Raw genomic sequence first — 14792 nt, forward strand, 5'->3', positions numbered from 1 at the left:
GGAACAGCCGATGGATCAGAAGCTGTGGCGTATGCCGATCAGTGTCGAGTTGACATCGGTCTCGGCTTTTCCCTTGCCGTTGGTCAGCGGGGACGCGCCAGCCAGTCGCAAAGACTGACCTGTGACCTTCGCCAGCGCCATGTCCGCAACGCCGTAGAGCGTCACGGACGACTGGGCATGAGCCACGCCTCCCAGGGTCAGTGCGGACAGGGTGGCCGCGGCAAGCGCTTGTTTTTTCATCTTGGTTTGTCTCCAGTGAGATGCAGGTTGAGGAAAGTGAAATACGGAAGGAACGCCGTGGCGGACTTCAGACGAGGGCTGCATGCGCCGCCAGCACCCGGTCCACCATCACCCCGGCCTGGCCCAGGTGGTTCACCGGGTCGCACAAGGATTCGAGCTGTGAGCGGGACAGGTACTGGCTGATCTCCGGGTGCGCTTCCAGGATGTCGATCAACGGACGGTTCTCGGCCAGCGCCTGGCGGCACAGGTCGTACACGAGGTCGTGGGCGTACTCGCGGCCCAGGTACGGGCCCAAACCCATCATGACGGCCTCGGACATGACCAGCCCGTTGGTGATGTCCATGTTGGCGCGCATGCGGGTGGCATCCACCTCCAGGCCTTGCAACACGAACTTCGTCTGCTTCAGCGCGCCCGACATGAGGCAGAAGATCTCGGGCAAACACACCCATTCGATTTCCCACGGGCCGGTGGACCGTTCATGATCGGCGACCATGGCATCCATCAAGGCGGCAACGTGCTGGCGTGCCACCGAGATGTTGGCGTGGATGTAGAGGCAGGAGATCGGGTTGCGCTTTTGCGGCATGGTGCTCGACGAACCGCGGCCGGGGGCATAGGGCTCGAACACCTCCCCCACCTCGGTCTGCATCATCAGCTTCACGTCCATGGCGATCTTGCCCAGCGAACCACCCACCAGACCGAGGAAAGCACCGACTTCGGCGATGGTGTCGCGCACCGTGTGCCAGGAGATCAGCGGTTGGGCCAAACCCAGTTCTTTCATGAGCGCGGCCTGAGTTTCCATCGCTCCCTTTTCCAGCGACGAGAGCGTGCCCGAGGCGCCACCAAACTCACCCATGAGCACACGGGGCTTGAGCTGTTGCAGGCGCTCGCGATGGCGATCCATGCCGGCCAGGATGCTGGCCATCTTGTAGCCGAAGGTGATCGGGGTGGCCTGCTGCAGGTTGGAGCGCCCGATGACCGGTGTGTCCCGGTACTTCTGCGCCAGCGCGGCCAGCGCATCCGAGATGTCCTTGAGGTCCTGCTCGACCAGTTCCAGGCCCTCGCGCATCTGCAGCACCGCCGCGGTGTCGGTGATGTCCTGCGTGGTCGCACCCCAGTGGCAGTACTCGCCCAGGTGATCGCGACAATTGGCGTTGATCTGGTTGACCACCGCGATGATGGGATAGCCGATCTGTTCGGTCTTGGCCTTGAGCTGCGCCCAATCGATCATGGACAGCTCACAGTGCTGGACGATTTCGTCGGCGGCTTCCTGCGTGATGAGGCCCAGCTCTCCCTGCACCTTGGCGAGCGCACGTTCGATGTCCAGGTATTTGGCGGTGCGGTTCTCATCCGACCATACCTGGCGCATGCGCGCGTCGCTGAAGATGTCGCCGAAGATGCGGGAGTCGATGATGGTGGCTGCCATGGCAATCCTCTGGGAAGTGGGCACGAGGTTCAGGTGGTCGGGTCTGCCAGGGCCAGGATGCGTTGCGCGCGCAGCGCCACCGGCTTGTCGACCATGCGGCCGTCGACCTGGATAGCCCCCAGGTCACCCGCGGTCTGCCAGGCACTGTTCACGCGCGATGCCCATGCCAGCGTCTGCGCATCGGGCCGCATGGCTTCGCGCACCACGCCCACTTGCGTGGGGTGGATGCAAAGCTTGGCGGCAAACCCCAGGGCGCGGGCGTGCAGGAAGTCGGCATTCACGCGCTCGGTGGCCAGTTCGGGGGTGACCCCAGCCACCGGCGGCGGCAGCTCGGCGGCACGCGAGGCCATGGCGATGGCGGTGGCGGCCGCATCGAGCGCGAAGCCGGGACCGGGCAGGTCGAGGTCCAGCAAGTAGTCGATAGCGCCGAAAGCCAGGCGCGACACGTGGGCGGCACGAGCGATGTCGTTCAGGGCCATCACACCGCGCACGGTTTCGATCAGTGGCAACACCCGGGCATCGGGTGCCATCCGCGCATGAACGGCGGCGACCTGGGCCGCTGACTCGCATTTGGACAGCATCACCTCGCCAATGGGCTGGGCAGGCAGCCATTGCAGATCGTCGGCGTGCCACGGGCTGCGGGCATCGTTGAGGCGCACGAGGACGGTGGCGCACGCGGCACTGCCCAGCGCGTCGAGCCAGGCACCGATGGCATGGCGGGCCTGAGGCTTGTCGGCGGGCGACACCGCGTCCTCCAGATCGAGGATGACACGGTCCGCACCACTGGCCAGCGCCTTCGCAAAACGCTCGGGCCGGTTGCCTGGAACGAACAGGTAGGTGGTCGGGATCACACCGCCCCCTCGGCGCGCAGGGCCTGCACCCGCTCGGCGCCGTACCCCAGACCACCCAAGATGCGGTCGGTGTGCTGCCCGAGGGCGGGCACGGCATCCATGCGCGGCGCACCCCGGCTCCAGGAGCCCGGCGGCAGCAGGGCCGGGACCGTCCCCACCGAGGTGTCCACCTGGGTCCAGCGCTGGCGTGCCTGCAACTGCGGGTGCGCCCAGACCTCGGCCATGGTGTTCACCCGGGCGTTGGCGATCTGTGCCGTTTCCAGACGCTGCACCACCTCGGCGGCGCTGAGCCCGGCAAAGGCGTTCACGATGATCTCGTCGAGCGATGCACGCGCGGCCACGCGCAGCGGATTGCTCGCGAAGCGCTCGTCAACGGCCAGCGCGGGCTGCAACAGCACCTGCTCGCAGAAGGCTTTCCACTCGCGCTCGTTCTGCAAGCCCAGCATCACGGTCTTGCCATCCCCGGCGGGGAACGGGCCGTACGGGTAGATGGTGGCGTGGCTGGCGCCGGTGCGCTTCGGGGGCGCCGCGCCATCGATGCTGTAGTACAGCGGGTAGCCCATCCATTCGGTCAGGGCCTCCAGCATCGAGATGTCGATGTGCTGGCCCTCACCGGTCCGTTGGCGGTGCAGCAGCGCGGCCAGGATGTTGGTGTACGCGTACATGCCGGCGGCAATGTCGGCGATGGAAGGCCCGGCCTTGGACGGCGTGTCCTCGGTCCCGGTGACCGACACGAACCCGGCCTCGCTCTGGATCAGCAGGTCGTAGGCCTTCTTGTCGCGGTAGGGGCCGCTGTCGCCATAGCCCGAGATGTCGCAGACGATGATGCCGGGCTTGGCGGCACTCAGGACCCCGTACGACAGACCCAGGCGCGCTGCGGCGCCGGGTGCCAGGTTCTGCACCACCACGTCGGCTTCTTCTTCAATGATCCGTTTGAGAATCGCCTGCGCCTCGGGGTGCTTGACGTCCAGCGTCAGGCTTTCCTTGCTGCGGTTGGTCCAGGCGAAGTGCGAGGCGATGCCCCGAACGCGGGTGTCGTAGCCGCGCGCGAAATCGCCCACACCGGGGCGCTCGATCTTGATGACGCGCGCACCCAGGTCGGCGAGCTGGCGGGTGGCGAACGGCGCCGCAATGGCGTGTTCAAGCGTGACAACGGTGATGCCGTGAAGCGGTTGCATGGGGTGTCCTTCAGCGCAACGTGGCCACGGCGTCCATGGTCAGCCAGCCCTCGTGGTCCTGCGCCCAGAGCTTCACCGTCTTGCCATCGGCCTGCGGAGCTCCATTGACACGGAACGGGTGCAGGTCGAACGTGGGCCGCACCGCCTTGAAGCTGAAGCTCGCCACATCGGCACTCGGCAGGTGGCGGCGGATCTGGTCCATCAGCAGCGTGGCGATCAGCGGGCCATGCACGATCAGGCCGGGGTAGCCTTCGACCTCGGTCACGTACTTGCGGTCGTAATGAATGCGGTGGCCGTTGAAGGTGAGCGCGCTGTAGCGGAACAGCTGCACGTCGTCCGGAACGATCTCCAGCTGCCAGGGGGCCCCAGTGGGCGCGGCCACCGGAGGGGGCTCCACATCGGTCGCCTGTTTGGCCTCCCGGTAGACGATGTCGTGGAACTCGACGATGGCCGGATCAGGCACTCCGTTGCATCGCAGCTCGTGGCGCACCTTCACAAACACCAGCGTTCCCGTCCGTCCCTCCTTCTGGGTGACGTTGGCGATGGTCGAGGTGCGCTCCACGTCGTCGCCCACACGGACCGGGGAACGGAACTCGAACTGGCTGCCGGCCCACATGCGCCGCGGCAGCGGCACCGGGGGCAGGAAGCCGCCTCGCCTGGCGTGACCGTCGGCACCGATCTCGCTCTGCCGGTGCAGCGGCAGGAAATACAGCCAATGCCACAGCGGGGGCAGCGGTGTGCCAGGCACCACCGCCATGGCGGGGTGGTCGAGGGTGGCGTTCAGCGCCTTCACCGGTGTGGCACCGATGGTGTCGCGCACCGATTCCTGGCGACCGATCCAGTCCGAGAGGTTTTCCATGGTTAGGGGCTCTTCCACGCTGGCGCTGAATCATTCCGCAGTGAGCTTGGCTTTCGTCACCACGTCTTTCCACTTGACCAGTTCGGTCTTGACCATGGCACCCAGTTGCTCAGGCGTGCTGGTCTCGACATCGGCGCCGTGATCTTCCATTCGCTTGACGACTTCCTTGTCGCTCAGCACCTGGTTCAAAGCCTTGTTGATTTGGTCCACCACCGCCTTGGGCGTCTTGCCGGGCGCAAACAGGGCGTACCACTGCTGAACCTCCACCCCCTCCACACCGGCCTCCTTCAGGGTCGGCACATCGGGGAGCAAGGCCGAGCGCTTCGGTCCGGCCACGGCCAGCGCCTTGAGCTTGCCTCCCTTCACGTGCGGCAGCGCCGTGAACAGACTGGGAAACATGAACTGGGTCTGACCGCCGATGGTGTCGTTCACAGCCGGGGCTGCGCCCTTGTACGGCACGCCCAGCATCACGACGCCCGCATTCAGCTTGAACAGCTCGCCGGCGAAGTGAGGCGCTGTGCCATTGCCTGCCGTGGCATAGGTGTACTTGTCGGGTTTCGCCTTGAGCTGGGCCACCAGGTCCTTGACGTCCTTCACGGGCGTGTTGGCATTTGCCACCATCAGCGTGGCCGAGTAGCCCACCAGGCCCACCGGCTCGAAATCGGTGACAGGGTCGTAGCGCAGCTTCTGCAAGGCCGGGTTCATGGCGTGGGTCGCGATGTAGCCCAGCATGAGCGTGTGACCATCGGGCGCAGCGCGCGCCACAAACTCGCTGGCAATGGAGCCGTTGGCGCCTGCCCGGTTCTCCACCACGATGCTCTGCCCGAGCATGGGCCCCAGTTTCTGGGCAATGGTGCGCGCCATCAGGTCGTTGCCGCCACCGGCTGCTGTCGGCACCACGATGGTGATGGTCTTGGTGGGGAATGCCATGGCCAGCGGCGTGAGGGTGATGGCCGTGCCCACGATCATGGTGGCGAGCAGCTTGTTCATGTCTTGTCTCCTGTACGGGTCGGTGTCGGTGAACCGGTGCAGAAGGCCTTGAGGGGCCCCATCCACAACCGCAAGCGAATGATGTTCCGAGTCGATGCTGCTGTGAATTGCATATTTGAGATGGATTGATCCACAATTCACATCAATCAGATTCGGGGGTTTTCATGGCCATCAACTTCGATCTCAACGACCTGCTGGCCTTTCGGGCCGTGGCGGAGCTGGGCAGTTTTCGCAAGGCGGCGGAGTCGGTCCACATCTCGCAGCCGGCATTCAGCCGGCGCATCGACAAGCTGGAAAGCGCGTTGGGCACGCGCTTGCTGGAACGCACCACGCGACGCGTCAGCCTGACCGCGGTAGGCCGGGACTTCGATCGCCAGTTGCGGCATATCCTGGACGCGTTGGACACCACGCTGCTGGGCATTCGCGGCGTGGCGGCCACCCGAATGGGCGAGGTCACGATCGCGTCGGTGCCCTCGGCCGTCAACTACTTCCTGTCGCGCGTGATTGCGGTCTACCACGAACGCTATCCCAAGATTCGGGTGAAGATCATCGATGGCAGCGCCAACGACGTGCTGCTGGCCGTGGCGCGTGGCGAGGTGGACTTCGGCCTGAACTTCATCGGATCACAGGAAGCCGACGTGGAGTTCGAGCCTTTGCTGGAAGAGCAATTCGTTGCAGCCTGCCGGCGCGATCACCCACTGGCGAAAAAGAAGCAGGTGCGCTGGAGGGAACTGGCGCAATACGACTACATCTCGGCCGGCAAGACCTCGGGCAACCGGCTGCTGATCGACCAAGCACTGGCCGGCCTGCCAGGTCAACCCCAGAGCATGTACGAGACCCAGCATGGCACGACCATGATCGGCTTGGTCGAAGCGGGCCTGGGCGTGGCGGTGGTGCCCTCCATGGCGATGCCCGGATCCGACCACCCGCTGCTGATGAGCGTGCCGCTGATTGACCCGGTGATCAAACGGAAAATGGGGCTGATCAGGCGCCGATCAACGGTGCTTTCCCCTGCGGCGCAGCAGTTCTACGCGCTCTGCGCGGAACTGCAGGTCAAGACGAAAACCCAGCGCACCACCACCCGCCGCAAACCGGCTGGTTGATCAACCGCGTCCGGTCAATACGTCCCCGGATACGCCCCGCCGTCGGCCAGCACGTTCTGGCCCGTCATGTACGCCGCTTGCTGGCTGCAGAGGAAGGCGCAGATGGCGCCGAACTCCTGCGGGTGGCCGTAGCGGCCGGCGGGGATCTGCGCCTGCTGCTGACGGCGCAGTTCTTCCACCGGCTTGCCGGTCTTTGCCGACGCGCCCTGGAGCGTGGCGGCGATGCGGTCGGTGTCGAACTTGCCGGGCAGCAGGTTGTTGATGGTCACGCCCTGCGCCGCGATGCCGCTGCGCGCCACACCGGCCACGAAGCCCGTCAATCCGCTGCGCGCGCCGTTTGAAAGACCCAGGATGTCGATCGGCGCCTTCACCGCGCTGCTGGTGATGTTGACGATGCGGCCGAAGCCGCGCGCCGCCATGCCATCCACCGTGGCCTTGATGAGCTCGATGGGCGTGAGCATGTTGGCGTCCACCGCCTTCAGCCACGCTTCACGGTCCCATTGGCGGAAGTCGCCGGGCGGCGGGCCGCCCGCGTTGGTGACCACGATGTCGAACGCCGTGCCGGGCCCGCCGGCCGCGGCGAAAGCGGCGGTGCGGCCTTCGGGCGTGGTGATGTCGGCCGCCACCGCGATCACCTGCACGCCGGGCGACGCGGCGCGGATGCCCGCGGCCGAGGCCTCCAGCGCTTCACGACCGCGCGCCACCATCACCACGTTCACGCCCTCGCCCGCCAGCGCCTGCGCGCAGCCCAGGCCCAGACCTTTGCTCGCGCCGCACACCAGCGCCCATTTGCCGTTGATGCCCAGATCCATGTCCGTGTCTCCTTGTCAAAAAAATCACTGGCCCGCCGCGGGCTTACCAAAGCGCGTCACCAGGAACACGCCCGAGAGCACCAGCACCGTGCCCACCACGATCCAGCCATTGAACGGCTCGCCCAGGATCAGCACGCCCATGGCGATGGTGGACATGGGGCCGATCATGCCGGTCTGCGCCGCCAGCCCCGCGCCGATGCGCTCGATCGCCATCATCACCATCAGCACCGGCGCAAACGTGCACAAGGTGGCGTTGAGCAGCGAGAGCCAGATCACCTCGGGCGCCACCTCGGCAGCGCTCAGGGGGCGCAGGACCACGAACTGCAGCAAGCACAGGCCGCAGGCCACGCTGGTGGCCAGGCCCACCAAGCGCAACGAGCCCAGGCGCTTGACCAGTTCGCCGCTGTAGACGAGGTAGATCGCGTAGCTGATGGCGCTGCCGAACACCAGCAGCGCGCCGAGCACCGCGTTCGGCCCCTGGAAACCGGCCTCGTGGCCGAACACCAGCAGCACGCCCGCGTAGCTCACCGCCATGGCCAGCGCCTGCAGGCCGCTGATGCGGCGCTGGTAGATCAACCAGCCGAGCACCAGCACCAGCGTGGGGTTGAGGTAGAGGATCAGCCGCTCCAGGCTGGCGCTGACGTATTGCAAACCCCAGAAGTCGAGAAAGCTCGCGAGGTAGTAGCCGGTGAACCCCAGGCCGACAATGCCGAGCCAATCCTTGCCGGTGAGCGCCGCCTTGCCCCGGCTGGCCCACCAGGCCAGCGCCAGGAACAGCGGCAGCGCGAACAGCATGCGGTACATGATCAGCGTGACCGCGTCCACGCCGTGGCGGTAGGCCAGTTTGACGATGATGGCCTTGCCGCTGAAGGCGATGGACCCGGCGCTGGCGAGCAGCAGGCCGGTGGCAAGGTGGGGGTGGGGTCGGGCGGTGGCAACGGACATCGGTCCGATTATCGGCAGACGGCCCGCGCCGGGTGGCGGGCCGGTGCCATGCCCCCAGGCGCCATGGGAACGCTCAGCCGCTCAGCCCTTCGGATTGGCCAACCGCTGCGCGTCCAGCACGCGGTAGACACGGCCCTGTTTGTCCAGCGCCTCGACCAGGCCCTCGCGCATGAACGCGCTGAGCGTGCGGCTCACGGTCTCCAGTTTCAGGTCGAGCATGGCGCCCATGTCTTCGCGCGAGAACAGGGTGGCCAGGGCCGCGTCGTGGTCGGAACGCATCTTCAGGATCAGACCGGCGACGCGCTGGCGCGCATTGCCGAAATTGAGCTCGGCCAGCCAGTCGTCGGCCTCCTTGAGGCTGCGGTGCCATTTCTCCAGCAGGCGCTGGTGCAGCCGCGGCGTTTCGCGGTTCAGGCGCTGGATCACCTGCAGCGGCAGGCGGCAGACCTTGATGCTGGTCAGCGCGATCGCGTCGGAGTCGTAGGTCGGCCCCATGAGCGCTTCCAGCCCCACCACGTCTCCCGCGCGCAGCACGCGCACGATGCGCTGGCGGCCATCCACCGTGTTGCGCACCAGCTTGATGAGGCCGGCGCGCAGGGTGTAGAGCGAGGTGGCCGTTTCGCCCATGCGCACCAGCGGCTGGCCCGCGTTCAACTCCAGATCGTCGATGGGCGCGTGGATGAGCTTGAAATCGTCCTCATGCAGATCGGCGAACAGCACCATGTCGCGGATGCCGCAGCTGCGGCAGTCGGCCGTGCCGCGCCAGGCCGATTCGGTTTTGATGGGGATCATGGGGACGGGGGAGACCATATCTGTCACAGACCCGCAATATAAGCCTTTGCTGAAAAAACACCCAACCCGTGGCGCGGCGGGCCCGCGCCACGGTCGTGGTCAGTGCAAAGGGGGGGTGCAGGCCAGCACCTCGTCGAGCGTGGTCAGCCCCTCGGCCACGCGCACCGTGCCCGCCAGCCGCAGCGGACGCATGCCATCGGCCACGGCCTGCTTCTGCAGCACCTCCATGCGCGGCTCGTGGCTGACCTTGTCCTTGAACGCCTCGGTCACCACCAGCAGCTCGTACAGGCCGGTGCGCCCGCGGTAGCCGGTCATGCGGCAATCCACGCAGCCCACGGGTTGGTAGGGCCGGTACTTGCCGCTGACCTGCCAGGGCTTGACGATCTCTTCCATGGCCTCGCGCGAAGCCTTGGCCGTGGCGTCGTCCTCGCGTGTGCGGCAGGCCGGGCACAGGGTGCGCACCAGGCGCTGCGCCAGCACGCCGAGCACGGTGGCGTTGATCAGGTAGGGCGGGATGCCCAGTTCCATCAGCCGCATGATGGCCGAGGGCGCGTCGTTGGTGTGCAGCGTGGTGAACACCAGGTGGCCGGTGAGCGCGGCCTGCACCGCCATCTCGGCCGTGGGCAGGTCGCGCACCTCGCCCACCATGATGATGTCCGGGTCCTGCCGCATGAGGGCGCGCAGGCCCTGGGCGAAGTCCAGGTCCAGATGGGGTTGCACCTGGACCTGGTTGAAGGCGGGTTCGATCATTTCGATCGGGTCCTCCACCGTGCTCACGTTGACCTCTTCGGTCGCCAGGCGCTTGAGCGTGGCGTAGAGCGTGGTGGTCTTGCCCGAGCCGGTGGGGCCGGTCACGAGGATGATGCCGTGCGGCCGGTGCGTGAGCGCGTCCCAGCGCTGCGCGTCGTGCGCGGCGAAGCCCAGCGCGCTCAGGTCTTTCACCGTGGCCTCGGGGTCGAAGATGCGCATCACCATCTTTTCACCGAACGCGGTGGGCAAGGTGGACAAACGCATTTCCACCTCGTCGCCCCGCACCGCGCCCACACCGGGGCGCACGGTCTTGATGCGGCCGTCCTGCGGGCGGCGCTTTTCCACCACGTCCATGCGCCCGAGCAGCTTGATGCGCGCGGTCATGGCGTTCATCACGCCCATGGGCATCTGGTAGACCGGGTGCAGCACGCCGTCGATGCGGAAACGGATCACGCCCTGCTCGCGCCGCGGCTCCAGGTGGATGTCGCTGGCGCGCTGGTCAAACGCGTACTGCCAGAGCCAATCCACCACCTGCACCACGTGCTGGTCGTTGGCGTCGAGCTGCTTGTTGGCCTTGCCCAGTTCCACCAGCTGTTCAAAGCTGCCAAAGCCGGCTTGGCCGCCCAGCTTGTTGGCCGCCCGCACCGACTTGGCCAGCGCGAAGAATTCGGCGGTGTAGCGCGCGATGTCCTGCGGGCTGGCCAGCACCAGGCGCACGCCCTTGCGCGTCTGGCGCTCCACCTCGGGCACCCAGTCGCGGATGAACGGCTCGGCCGTGGCCACCACCACCTCGGCCAGCCCCACCTGCACCGGCAACACCTTGTGGCGCTCGGCGTAGGCCGCGCTCATCACGTCGGCCACCTTGCCCACGTCCACCTTCAGCGGGTCGATGCGGAAATAGCTCAGTCCGCTGCGCGTGGCCAGCCACTGGGTCAGCAGCTCCACGTCCAGCACATGGCCGTCGGACTGGCGCGCCATGCCCACCACCGCCAGGCGCTGCAGCGGGTGCTGCGCGCTGTGGGCCGAGGCGCAGCGCGCCACGGTGCGCGCGGCCTCGTCGGCGGAGATGACACCGTCATCGCGCAGCCAGCCCACCAGCAGGCGCCAGTCGAGCGGGGCCTCCGGGGTGGCCTGCGGGGACGTGGGAAGCGGGGTTCTGGCGGAGGTTTTCATGCGGAGTTCGGGTCAGGCGACCGGTTTGAAAATGCGCAACCACTTCACGGCGGGCAGCCCCCAGCGCGACTGGATCTCTTCCGCGCGCGCCAGCAGCTGCATGCGCGTGGGCCGGTCCGCCGTGCGCTGCGCCAGCACGATGGTGTTGCCCTCACGCGTGGGTTTGAAGGCCCAGACCGCGTCCGCGCCAAACGCGGCGCTGATGCTCTGCAGCGAGCGCTCGTAGCTGGCGTCGCGGCCAAACAGGTTGACCGTCATCACGCCCTCGTCGGTCAGCACCGAGCGGCAGTCGGCGTAGAAGTCGGGGCTGTCGAGCACCGGGGCCGCGGCCTCGTGGTCGTACAGATCGACCTGCAGCGCGTCGATGGCGCCGGTGTAAGCGGGGTTTCGGATTTCCTGCCCCGCATCGGCCAACACCACGCGCAGGCGCGGCCCGTCGGCCGGCAGCTTGAACCAGCCCCGGCAAGCGGCGAGCACCTGGGGGTTGATCTCGATGGCGGTGGTGTCCATGCGCAGCGCCTTGAAATGGAACTTGGTGAGCGCGGCCGAGCCCAGACCGAGCTGCAAGGCGCGGCGCTTGCTCACGGTGTCGGGCTCCACGAAGAGCAGCCAGGCCATCATGCGCTGGACGTAATCAAGCTCGATGTCGAACGGCGCGTCGATGATCATGGAACCCTGGATCCACTCCGTGCCCAGGTGCAGGAAGCGCACCTCGCCGTCTTCCGACAGCGTGACCTCGGGCAGGGTCTGGGGGCCGGTGCGGCGGCGGGCGGTGGCGTTGGCGCCGGCCCTCATGCGGAGGCTCCCGTGCGCACGGCGAACGGCGTTGCCAACGCGGGCTGGTAGCCGGCCAGGTCGGCTCGGGCTGGGGAAAGACAGGAAAGGCGGGGTTCTCGGGAGACTGGCATGGGGGGGTCTGGAATCGGTCCGGAAAGCTCATTATGAGCAGCAAATATGTACGGAATGTATCCACTTCGGGGCGCCCGACCGCGGCAGCGCCAAGGCGGTGTTCAGGGCGCCAGGCCGTGGCGGCGCAGCACCTCGGCCCAGGCCGCGCGCTTGCGCTCGAAGCTCCAGCTGGCGTTGGCCAGGCTGGTCGAGGGCAGTTGGTAGACCGGCAGGCCCAGCGCCTGGGTGTGTTTCGCGTGGCGGAAACTCTCACCGCCGTTGTGGGCAATGGCCAGCAGCCGGGGGCAGCGCTGGCGCAGGCTTGCCAGGTCGTTGAGTTCGGCGGCGCGGATGTCCGCGTCCAGGCTGCCTTCGCGCTCGCAGGCCTGGTACACGTCCCACAGGCCCAGGCCATGCGCGCGCAGCGCGGCCACGCGTTCCGGGTAGGGCATTTCGGTCAGCGGCTGCTGCCACAGGGCGCCCAGGATCTTCCAGAAGTGGTTTTGCGGGTGCCCGTAGTACTGCTGCGCGCGCAGCGAGGCCACGCCCGGAAAACTGCCCAGCACCAGCAGCCTGGTGTTCTCATCCAGCACCGGCGCCAGCCCCAGCAGACGGCTCACGCGGCGGCTCCACTGCGCAGGCCCGCGAGCCGGGGCAGCGCGGCCAGGGCATTGGCCGTGCTTGCCCGGGCCAGTTCGTCCAGCGGCATGCCACGCAGCCGCGCCAGTTCGGCGGCGATGCGCGGCAGCTCGGCGGGCGTGTTCACGCCTTGCGCCCGGCCGGCGGCGCGCTCGGCGGCGGTGGCGTACAACCACTGCGGCGGGATGTCGGGCGCGTCGGTCTCCAGCACCAGGGCCTCCAGCGGCAGCTCGGCCGCGAGCCGGCGCAGGCGCTGGGCCGGCTCGAAGGTCAGCGCGCCCCCGAAGCCGAGCTTGAAACCCAGCTCGATGAAGGCCTGCGCCTGCTGGGCGCTGCCGTTGAAGGCGTGCGCGATGCCGCCACCGGTGGGCAACTCGCGCAGCTGTTTGAGCAGGGCGTCTGCACTGCGGCGCACGTGCAGGATCACGGGCAGACGGTGTTTGCGGGCCAACTGAAGCTGCGCACGGTAGAAGCCCTGCTGACGCTCGCGCATGGCCGGCTCGCACAGCGCGGGCACGAAAAAGTCCAGCCCGATCTCGCCCACGGCCACCAGGCGCGGGTCGTCGCGGTGCTGCTCCAGCAGGGCGTCGAGCACCTGCAGGTCTGCGTCGCGCGCCTGCGGCACGTACAGCGGGTGGATGCCCAGCGCGTAGGCGTCGCCCAGCCGGTGGGCCAGCTCGCGCACGGTGTCAAAGTTGGACCGCTCCACCGCCGGAATCACGCAGCACCGCACGCCCAGCCGGGCGGCGCGCTCGCGCATGGCCTGCACGAGGGCCGGGGTGTCGCCGAGCGAGGGGGCGTCAAGATGGCAGTGTGTGTCGATCCACATGGCGGTATAAAAGGGCCATTGTGACGGCAAGCCCGGCGCACCATTTTCCCCTTTGCAACACCCCCGAAAGGACCTCACCATGCCGCTCAACGCCACCCGCCGCCTCGCAGGCCCGCGCTCCCCGCTCTGGCTGGCCCTGCCCGTGCTGGCGTCGCTCGTGGCCTGTGCCGCACCCGCAGCACCGGCCGCCGCACCGGCCAGCGCGCCGCTGGTGGGCAGCGAATGGCTGCTGCAGGACCTGGGGGGTCGCCCGGTGCTCGGCCAGGTGAAGGCCACGCTGGCCTTTCCCGAGGCCGGTCGCGTGACGGGCAGTGGCTCGTGCAACGGCTTTTTCAGCACCTACACGCTGATCCATGACCGCATCGCGCTCGGGCAGATCGGCTCGACCCGCATGGCCTGTGGCGAGGGGGTGTCCGAGCAGGAAACCCGCTACCTGGATGCGCTGCGCAAGGCCGAACGGGTCGAGGTGCAGGGCACGACGATGTGGCTCCACAGCCAGGGGCTGGACAAACCGCTGCGCTTCGTCCGCACCAAGCCCTGAGCGGCCCCCGTCAGGTCAGCACGCCGGTGGTCAGACGCAGCACGCGGGCGCAGCGCTCGGCCAGGGTCTCGTCGTGCGTCACGACGATGAAGGCCGTGCCCTGATCGCGTGCCAGCTCCAGCATGAGCTGGAACACGCTCTCGGCGGTGCCGCGGTCCAGATTGCCGGTGGGTTCGTCGGCCAGCACACAGGCCGGCTGCGTCACCAGCGCCCGCGCAATCGCCACGCGCTGGCGCTCGCCGCCCGAGAGTTCGGCCGGCCGGTGGTGCAGGCGCTCGCCCAGGCCCACGCGGGTGAGCATCTGCGCGGCGCGCTGCGCGGCCTCGGCGCGCGACATGCGGCGGATCCACAAGGGCATGGCCACGTTGTCGCGCGCGCTGAACTCGGGCAGCAGGTGGTGGAACTGGTACACAAAGCCCAGGTGCCGGTTGCGCAGATCGCCCTGTTGCGCCGCGCTCAGGCCCGATAGGGTCTGCCCCATCAGCTGCACGCTGCCGCTGGTGGGCGCGTCCAGCCCGCCGAGCAGGTGCAGCAAGGTGCTCTTGCCCGAGCCGGACGCGCCAACGATGGCCACCGTCTCGCCCGCGCGCACCGCCAGGTCCACGCCGGTGAGCACGGTCACGTCGAGCCGGCCTTCTGTGAAACGTTTGGTGAGGCCGGTGGCGCTCAGCACCACCTCCGTGCGAGCCGAGCCTGTTGATGGGCTCGCCAACCCCTTGGCGGAGGCTTCGACAGAGCCTGTCCTGAGCCCGTCGACAGGCTCGGGGCGAACGGGGTTC

The 14792-nt window shown here is 67.8% G+C and carries 16 protein-coding genes; 2 read left to right on the forward strand and 14 right to left on the reverse strand.

What is annotated here, in order from left to right; all coding sequences use genetic code 11:
- Nucleotides 1-15: 15 nt before the first annotated feature.
- From AC07YZ_RS16425 to AC07YZ_RS16450, 6 genes are all read right to left on the reverse strand, one after another.
- Complete coding sequence (locus tag AC07YZ_RS16425; RefSeq protein ID WP_226491733.1) at nt 16-240, reverse strand: porin; 225 nt, start codon at nt 238-240, stop codon at nt 16-18.
- Nucleotides 241-307: 67 nt separating this feature from the next.
- Nucleotides 308-1663 (reverse strand): class-II fumarase/aspartase family protein, encoded by a 1356-nt coding sequence (locus tag AC07YZ_RS16430; protein WP_494795479.1) that lies wholly within the window; start codon nt 1661-1663, stop codon nt 308-310.
- A 29-nt stretch (nt 1664-1692) separates the two neighbouring features.
- The gene (locus tag AC07YZ_RS16435) at nt 1693-2514 is read right to left on the reverse strand and encodes an HpcH/HpaI aldolase/citrate lyase family protein (RefSeq protein WP_494795480.1); all 822 of its coding nucleotides are present in this window, start codon (nt 2512-2514) and stop codon (nt 1693-1695) included.
- Nucleotides 2511-3692, reverse strand: coding sequence for a CaiB/BaiF CoA transferase family protein (locus tag AC07YZ_RS16440; RefSeq protein WP_494795481.1), 1182 nt, complete (start codon nt 3690-3692; stop codon nt 2511-2513). The genes AC07YZ_RS16435 and AC07YZ_RS16440 overlap by 4 nt, the downstream gene beginning before the upstream one ends.
- 10 nt (nt 3693-3702) lie before the next feature.
- Nucleotides 3703-4551, reverse strand: a complete 849-nt coding sequence (locus tag AC07YZ_RS16445) for an HTD2 family dehydratase (RefSeq protein ID WP_494795482.1) — start codon at nt 4549-4551, stop codon at nt 3703-3705.
- A 30-nt stretch (nt 4552-4581) separates the two neighbouring features.
- Nucleotides 4582-5541 (reverse strand): Bug family tripartite tricarboxylate transporter substrate binding protein, encoded by a 960-nt coding sequence (locus AC07YZ_RS16450; RefSeq protein ID WP_068174484.1) that lies wholly within the window; start codon nt 5539-5541, stop codon nt 4582-4584.
- A gap of 164 nt (nt 5542-5705) precedes the next feature.
- On the opposite strand from AC07YZ_RS16450, the gene AC07YZ_RS16455 reads away from it, so the two are divergent.
- Nucleotides 5706-6644, forward strand: coding sequence for a LysR family transcriptional regulator (locus tag AC07YZ_RS16455; protein WP_494795483.1), 939 nt, complete (start codon nt 5706-5708; stop codon nt 6642-6644).
- Nucleotides 6645-6658: 14 nt separating this feature from the next.
- Here AC07YZ_RS16455 and AC07YZ_RS16460 read toward each other — a convergent pair whose 3' ends face one another.
- From AC07YZ_RS16460 to AC07YZ_RS16490, 7 genes are all read right to left on the reverse strand, one after another.
- The gene (locus AC07YZ_RS16460) at nt 6659-7456 is read right to left on the reverse strand and encodes an SDR family oxidoreductase (RefSeq protein ID WP_226491727.1); all 798 of its coding nucleotides are present in this window, start codon (nt 7454-7456) and stop codon (nt 6659-6661) included.
- A gap of 24 nt (nt 7457-7480) precedes the next feature.
- The gene (locus AC07YZ_RS16465) at nt 7481-8401 is read right to left on the reverse strand and encodes a DMT family transporter (RefSeq protein ID WP_226491726.1); all 921 of its coding nucleotides are present in this window, start codon (nt 8399-8401) and stop codon (nt 7481-7483) included.
- A gap of 81 nt (nt 8402-8482) precedes the next feature.
- The gene (locus AC07YZ_RS16470) at nt 8483-9193 is read right to left on the reverse strand and encodes a Crp/Fnr family transcriptional regulator (RefSeq protein ID WP_226491725.1); all 711 of its coding nucleotides are present in this window, start codon (nt 9191-9193) and stop codon (nt 8483-8485) included.
- A gap of 99 nt (nt 9194-9292) precedes the next feature.
- The gene (tfpB, locus tag AC07YZ_RS16475) at nt 9293-11116 is read right to left on the reverse strand and encodes a type IV pilus assembly ATPase TfpB (protein ID WP_494795484.1); all 1824 of its coding nucleotides are present in this window, start codon (nt 11114-11116) and stop codon (nt 9293-9295) included.
- A gap of 12 nt (nt 11117-11128) precedes the next feature.
- Nucleotides 11129-11911, reverse strand: a complete 783-nt coding sequence (locus tag AC07YZ_RS16480) for a class I SAM-dependent methyltransferase (protein ID WP_494795485.1) — start codon at nt 11909-11911, stop codon at nt 11129-11131.
- Between the two features lie 215 nt (nt 11912-12126).
- Nucleotides 12127-12624 carry a DNA-deoxyinosine glycosylase gene (locus AC07YZ_RS16485; RefSeq protein ID WP_494795486.1) on the reverse strand — a complete coding sequence of 166 codons (498 nt, stop codon included), beginning with the start codon at nt 12622-12624 and terminating at the stop codon, nt 12127-12129.
- On the reverse strand, nt 12621-13472 hold the full coding sequence (locus AC07YZ_RS16490; RefSeq protein ID WP_494795487.1) for a TatD family hydrolase: 852 nt from the start codon (nt 13470-13472) through the stop codon (nt 12621-12623). The genes AC07YZ_RS16485 and AC07YZ_RS16490 overlap by 4 nt, the downstream gene beginning before the upstream one ends.
- A gap of 79 nt (nt 13473-13551) precedes the next feature.
- On the opposite strand from AC07YZ_RS16490, the gene AC07YZ_RS16495 reads away from it, so the two are divergent.
- Complete coding sequence (locus AC07YZ_RS16495) at nt 13552-14013, forward strand: META domain-containing protein (protein WP_226491720.1); 462 nt, start codon at nt 13552-13554, stop codon at nt 14011-14013.
- 10 nt (nt 14014-14023) lie between these two features.
- Here the strand turns inward: AC07YZ_RS16495 and lolD are convergent, their stop codons facing one another.
- Entirely contained in the window at nt 14024-14689 is a 666-nt protein-coding gene (lolD, locus tag AC07YZ_RS16500) for a lipoprotein-releasing ABC transporter ATP-binding protein LolD (protein WP_494795622.1), read from the reverse strand.
- Nucleotides 14690-14792: the final 103 nt, after the last annotated feature.

The organism is Hydrogenophaga sp. GW101-3F08, from assembly GCF_059424585.1.

Bases quoted from the DNA above. Each gene is read 5' to 3' on its own strand.
- AC07YZ_RS16465 (WP_226491726.1), bottom strand. From the start codon at position 8,401: ATGTCCGTTGCCACCGCCCGACCCCACCCCCACCTTGCCACCGGCCTG.
- tfpB (WP_494795484.1), bottom strand. From the start codon at position 11,116: ATGAAAACCTCCGCCAGAACCCCGCTTCCCACGTCCCCGCAGGCCACC.
- AC07YZ_RS16445 (WP_494795482.1), bottom strand. From the start codon at position 4,551: ATGGAAAACCTCTCGGACTGGATCGGTCGCCAGGAATCGGTGCGCGAC.
- AC07YZ_RS16450 (WP_068174484.1), bottom strand. From the start codon at position 5,541: ATGAACAAGCTGCTCGCCACCATGATCGTGGGCACGGCCATCACCCTC.
- AC07YZ_RS16430 (WP_494795479.1), bottom strand. From the start codon at position 1,663: ATGGCAGCCACCATCATCGACTCCCGCATCTTCGGCGACATCTTCAGC.
- AC07YZ_RS16425 (WP_226491733.1), bottom strand. From the start codon at position 240: ATGAAAAAACAAGCGCTTGCCGCGGCCACCCTGTCCGCACTGACCCTG.
- AC07YZ_RS16480 (WP_494795485.1), bottom strand. From the start codon at position 11,911: ATGAGGGCCGGCGCCAACGCCACCGCCCGCCGCCGCACCGGCCCCCAG.
- AC07YZ_RS16460 (WP_226491727.1), bottom strand. From the start codon at position 7,456: ATGGATCTGGGCATCAACGGCAAATGGGCGCTGGTGTGCGGCGCGAGC.
- AC07YZ_RS16470 (WP_226491725.1), bottom strand. From the start codon at position 9,193: ATGATCCCCATCAAAACCGAATCGGCCTGGCGCGGCACGGCCGACTGC.
- AC07YZ_RS16495 (WP_226491720.1), top strand. From the start codon at position 13,552: ATGCCGCTCAACGCCACCCGCCGCCTCGCAGGCCCGCGCTCCCCGCTC.
- AC07YZ_RS16490 (WP_494795487.1), bottom strand. From the start codon at position 13,472: ATGTGGATCGACACACACTGCCATCTTGACGCCCCCTCGCTCGGCGAC.
- AC07YZ_RS16440 (WP_494795481.1), bottom strand. From the start codon at position 3,692: ATGCAACCGCTTCACGGCATCACCGTTGTCACGCTTGAACACGCCATT.
- AC07YZ_RS16455 (WP_494795483.1), top strand. From the start codon at position 5,706: ATGGCCATCAACTTCGATCTCAACGACCTGCTGGCCTTTCGGGCCGTG.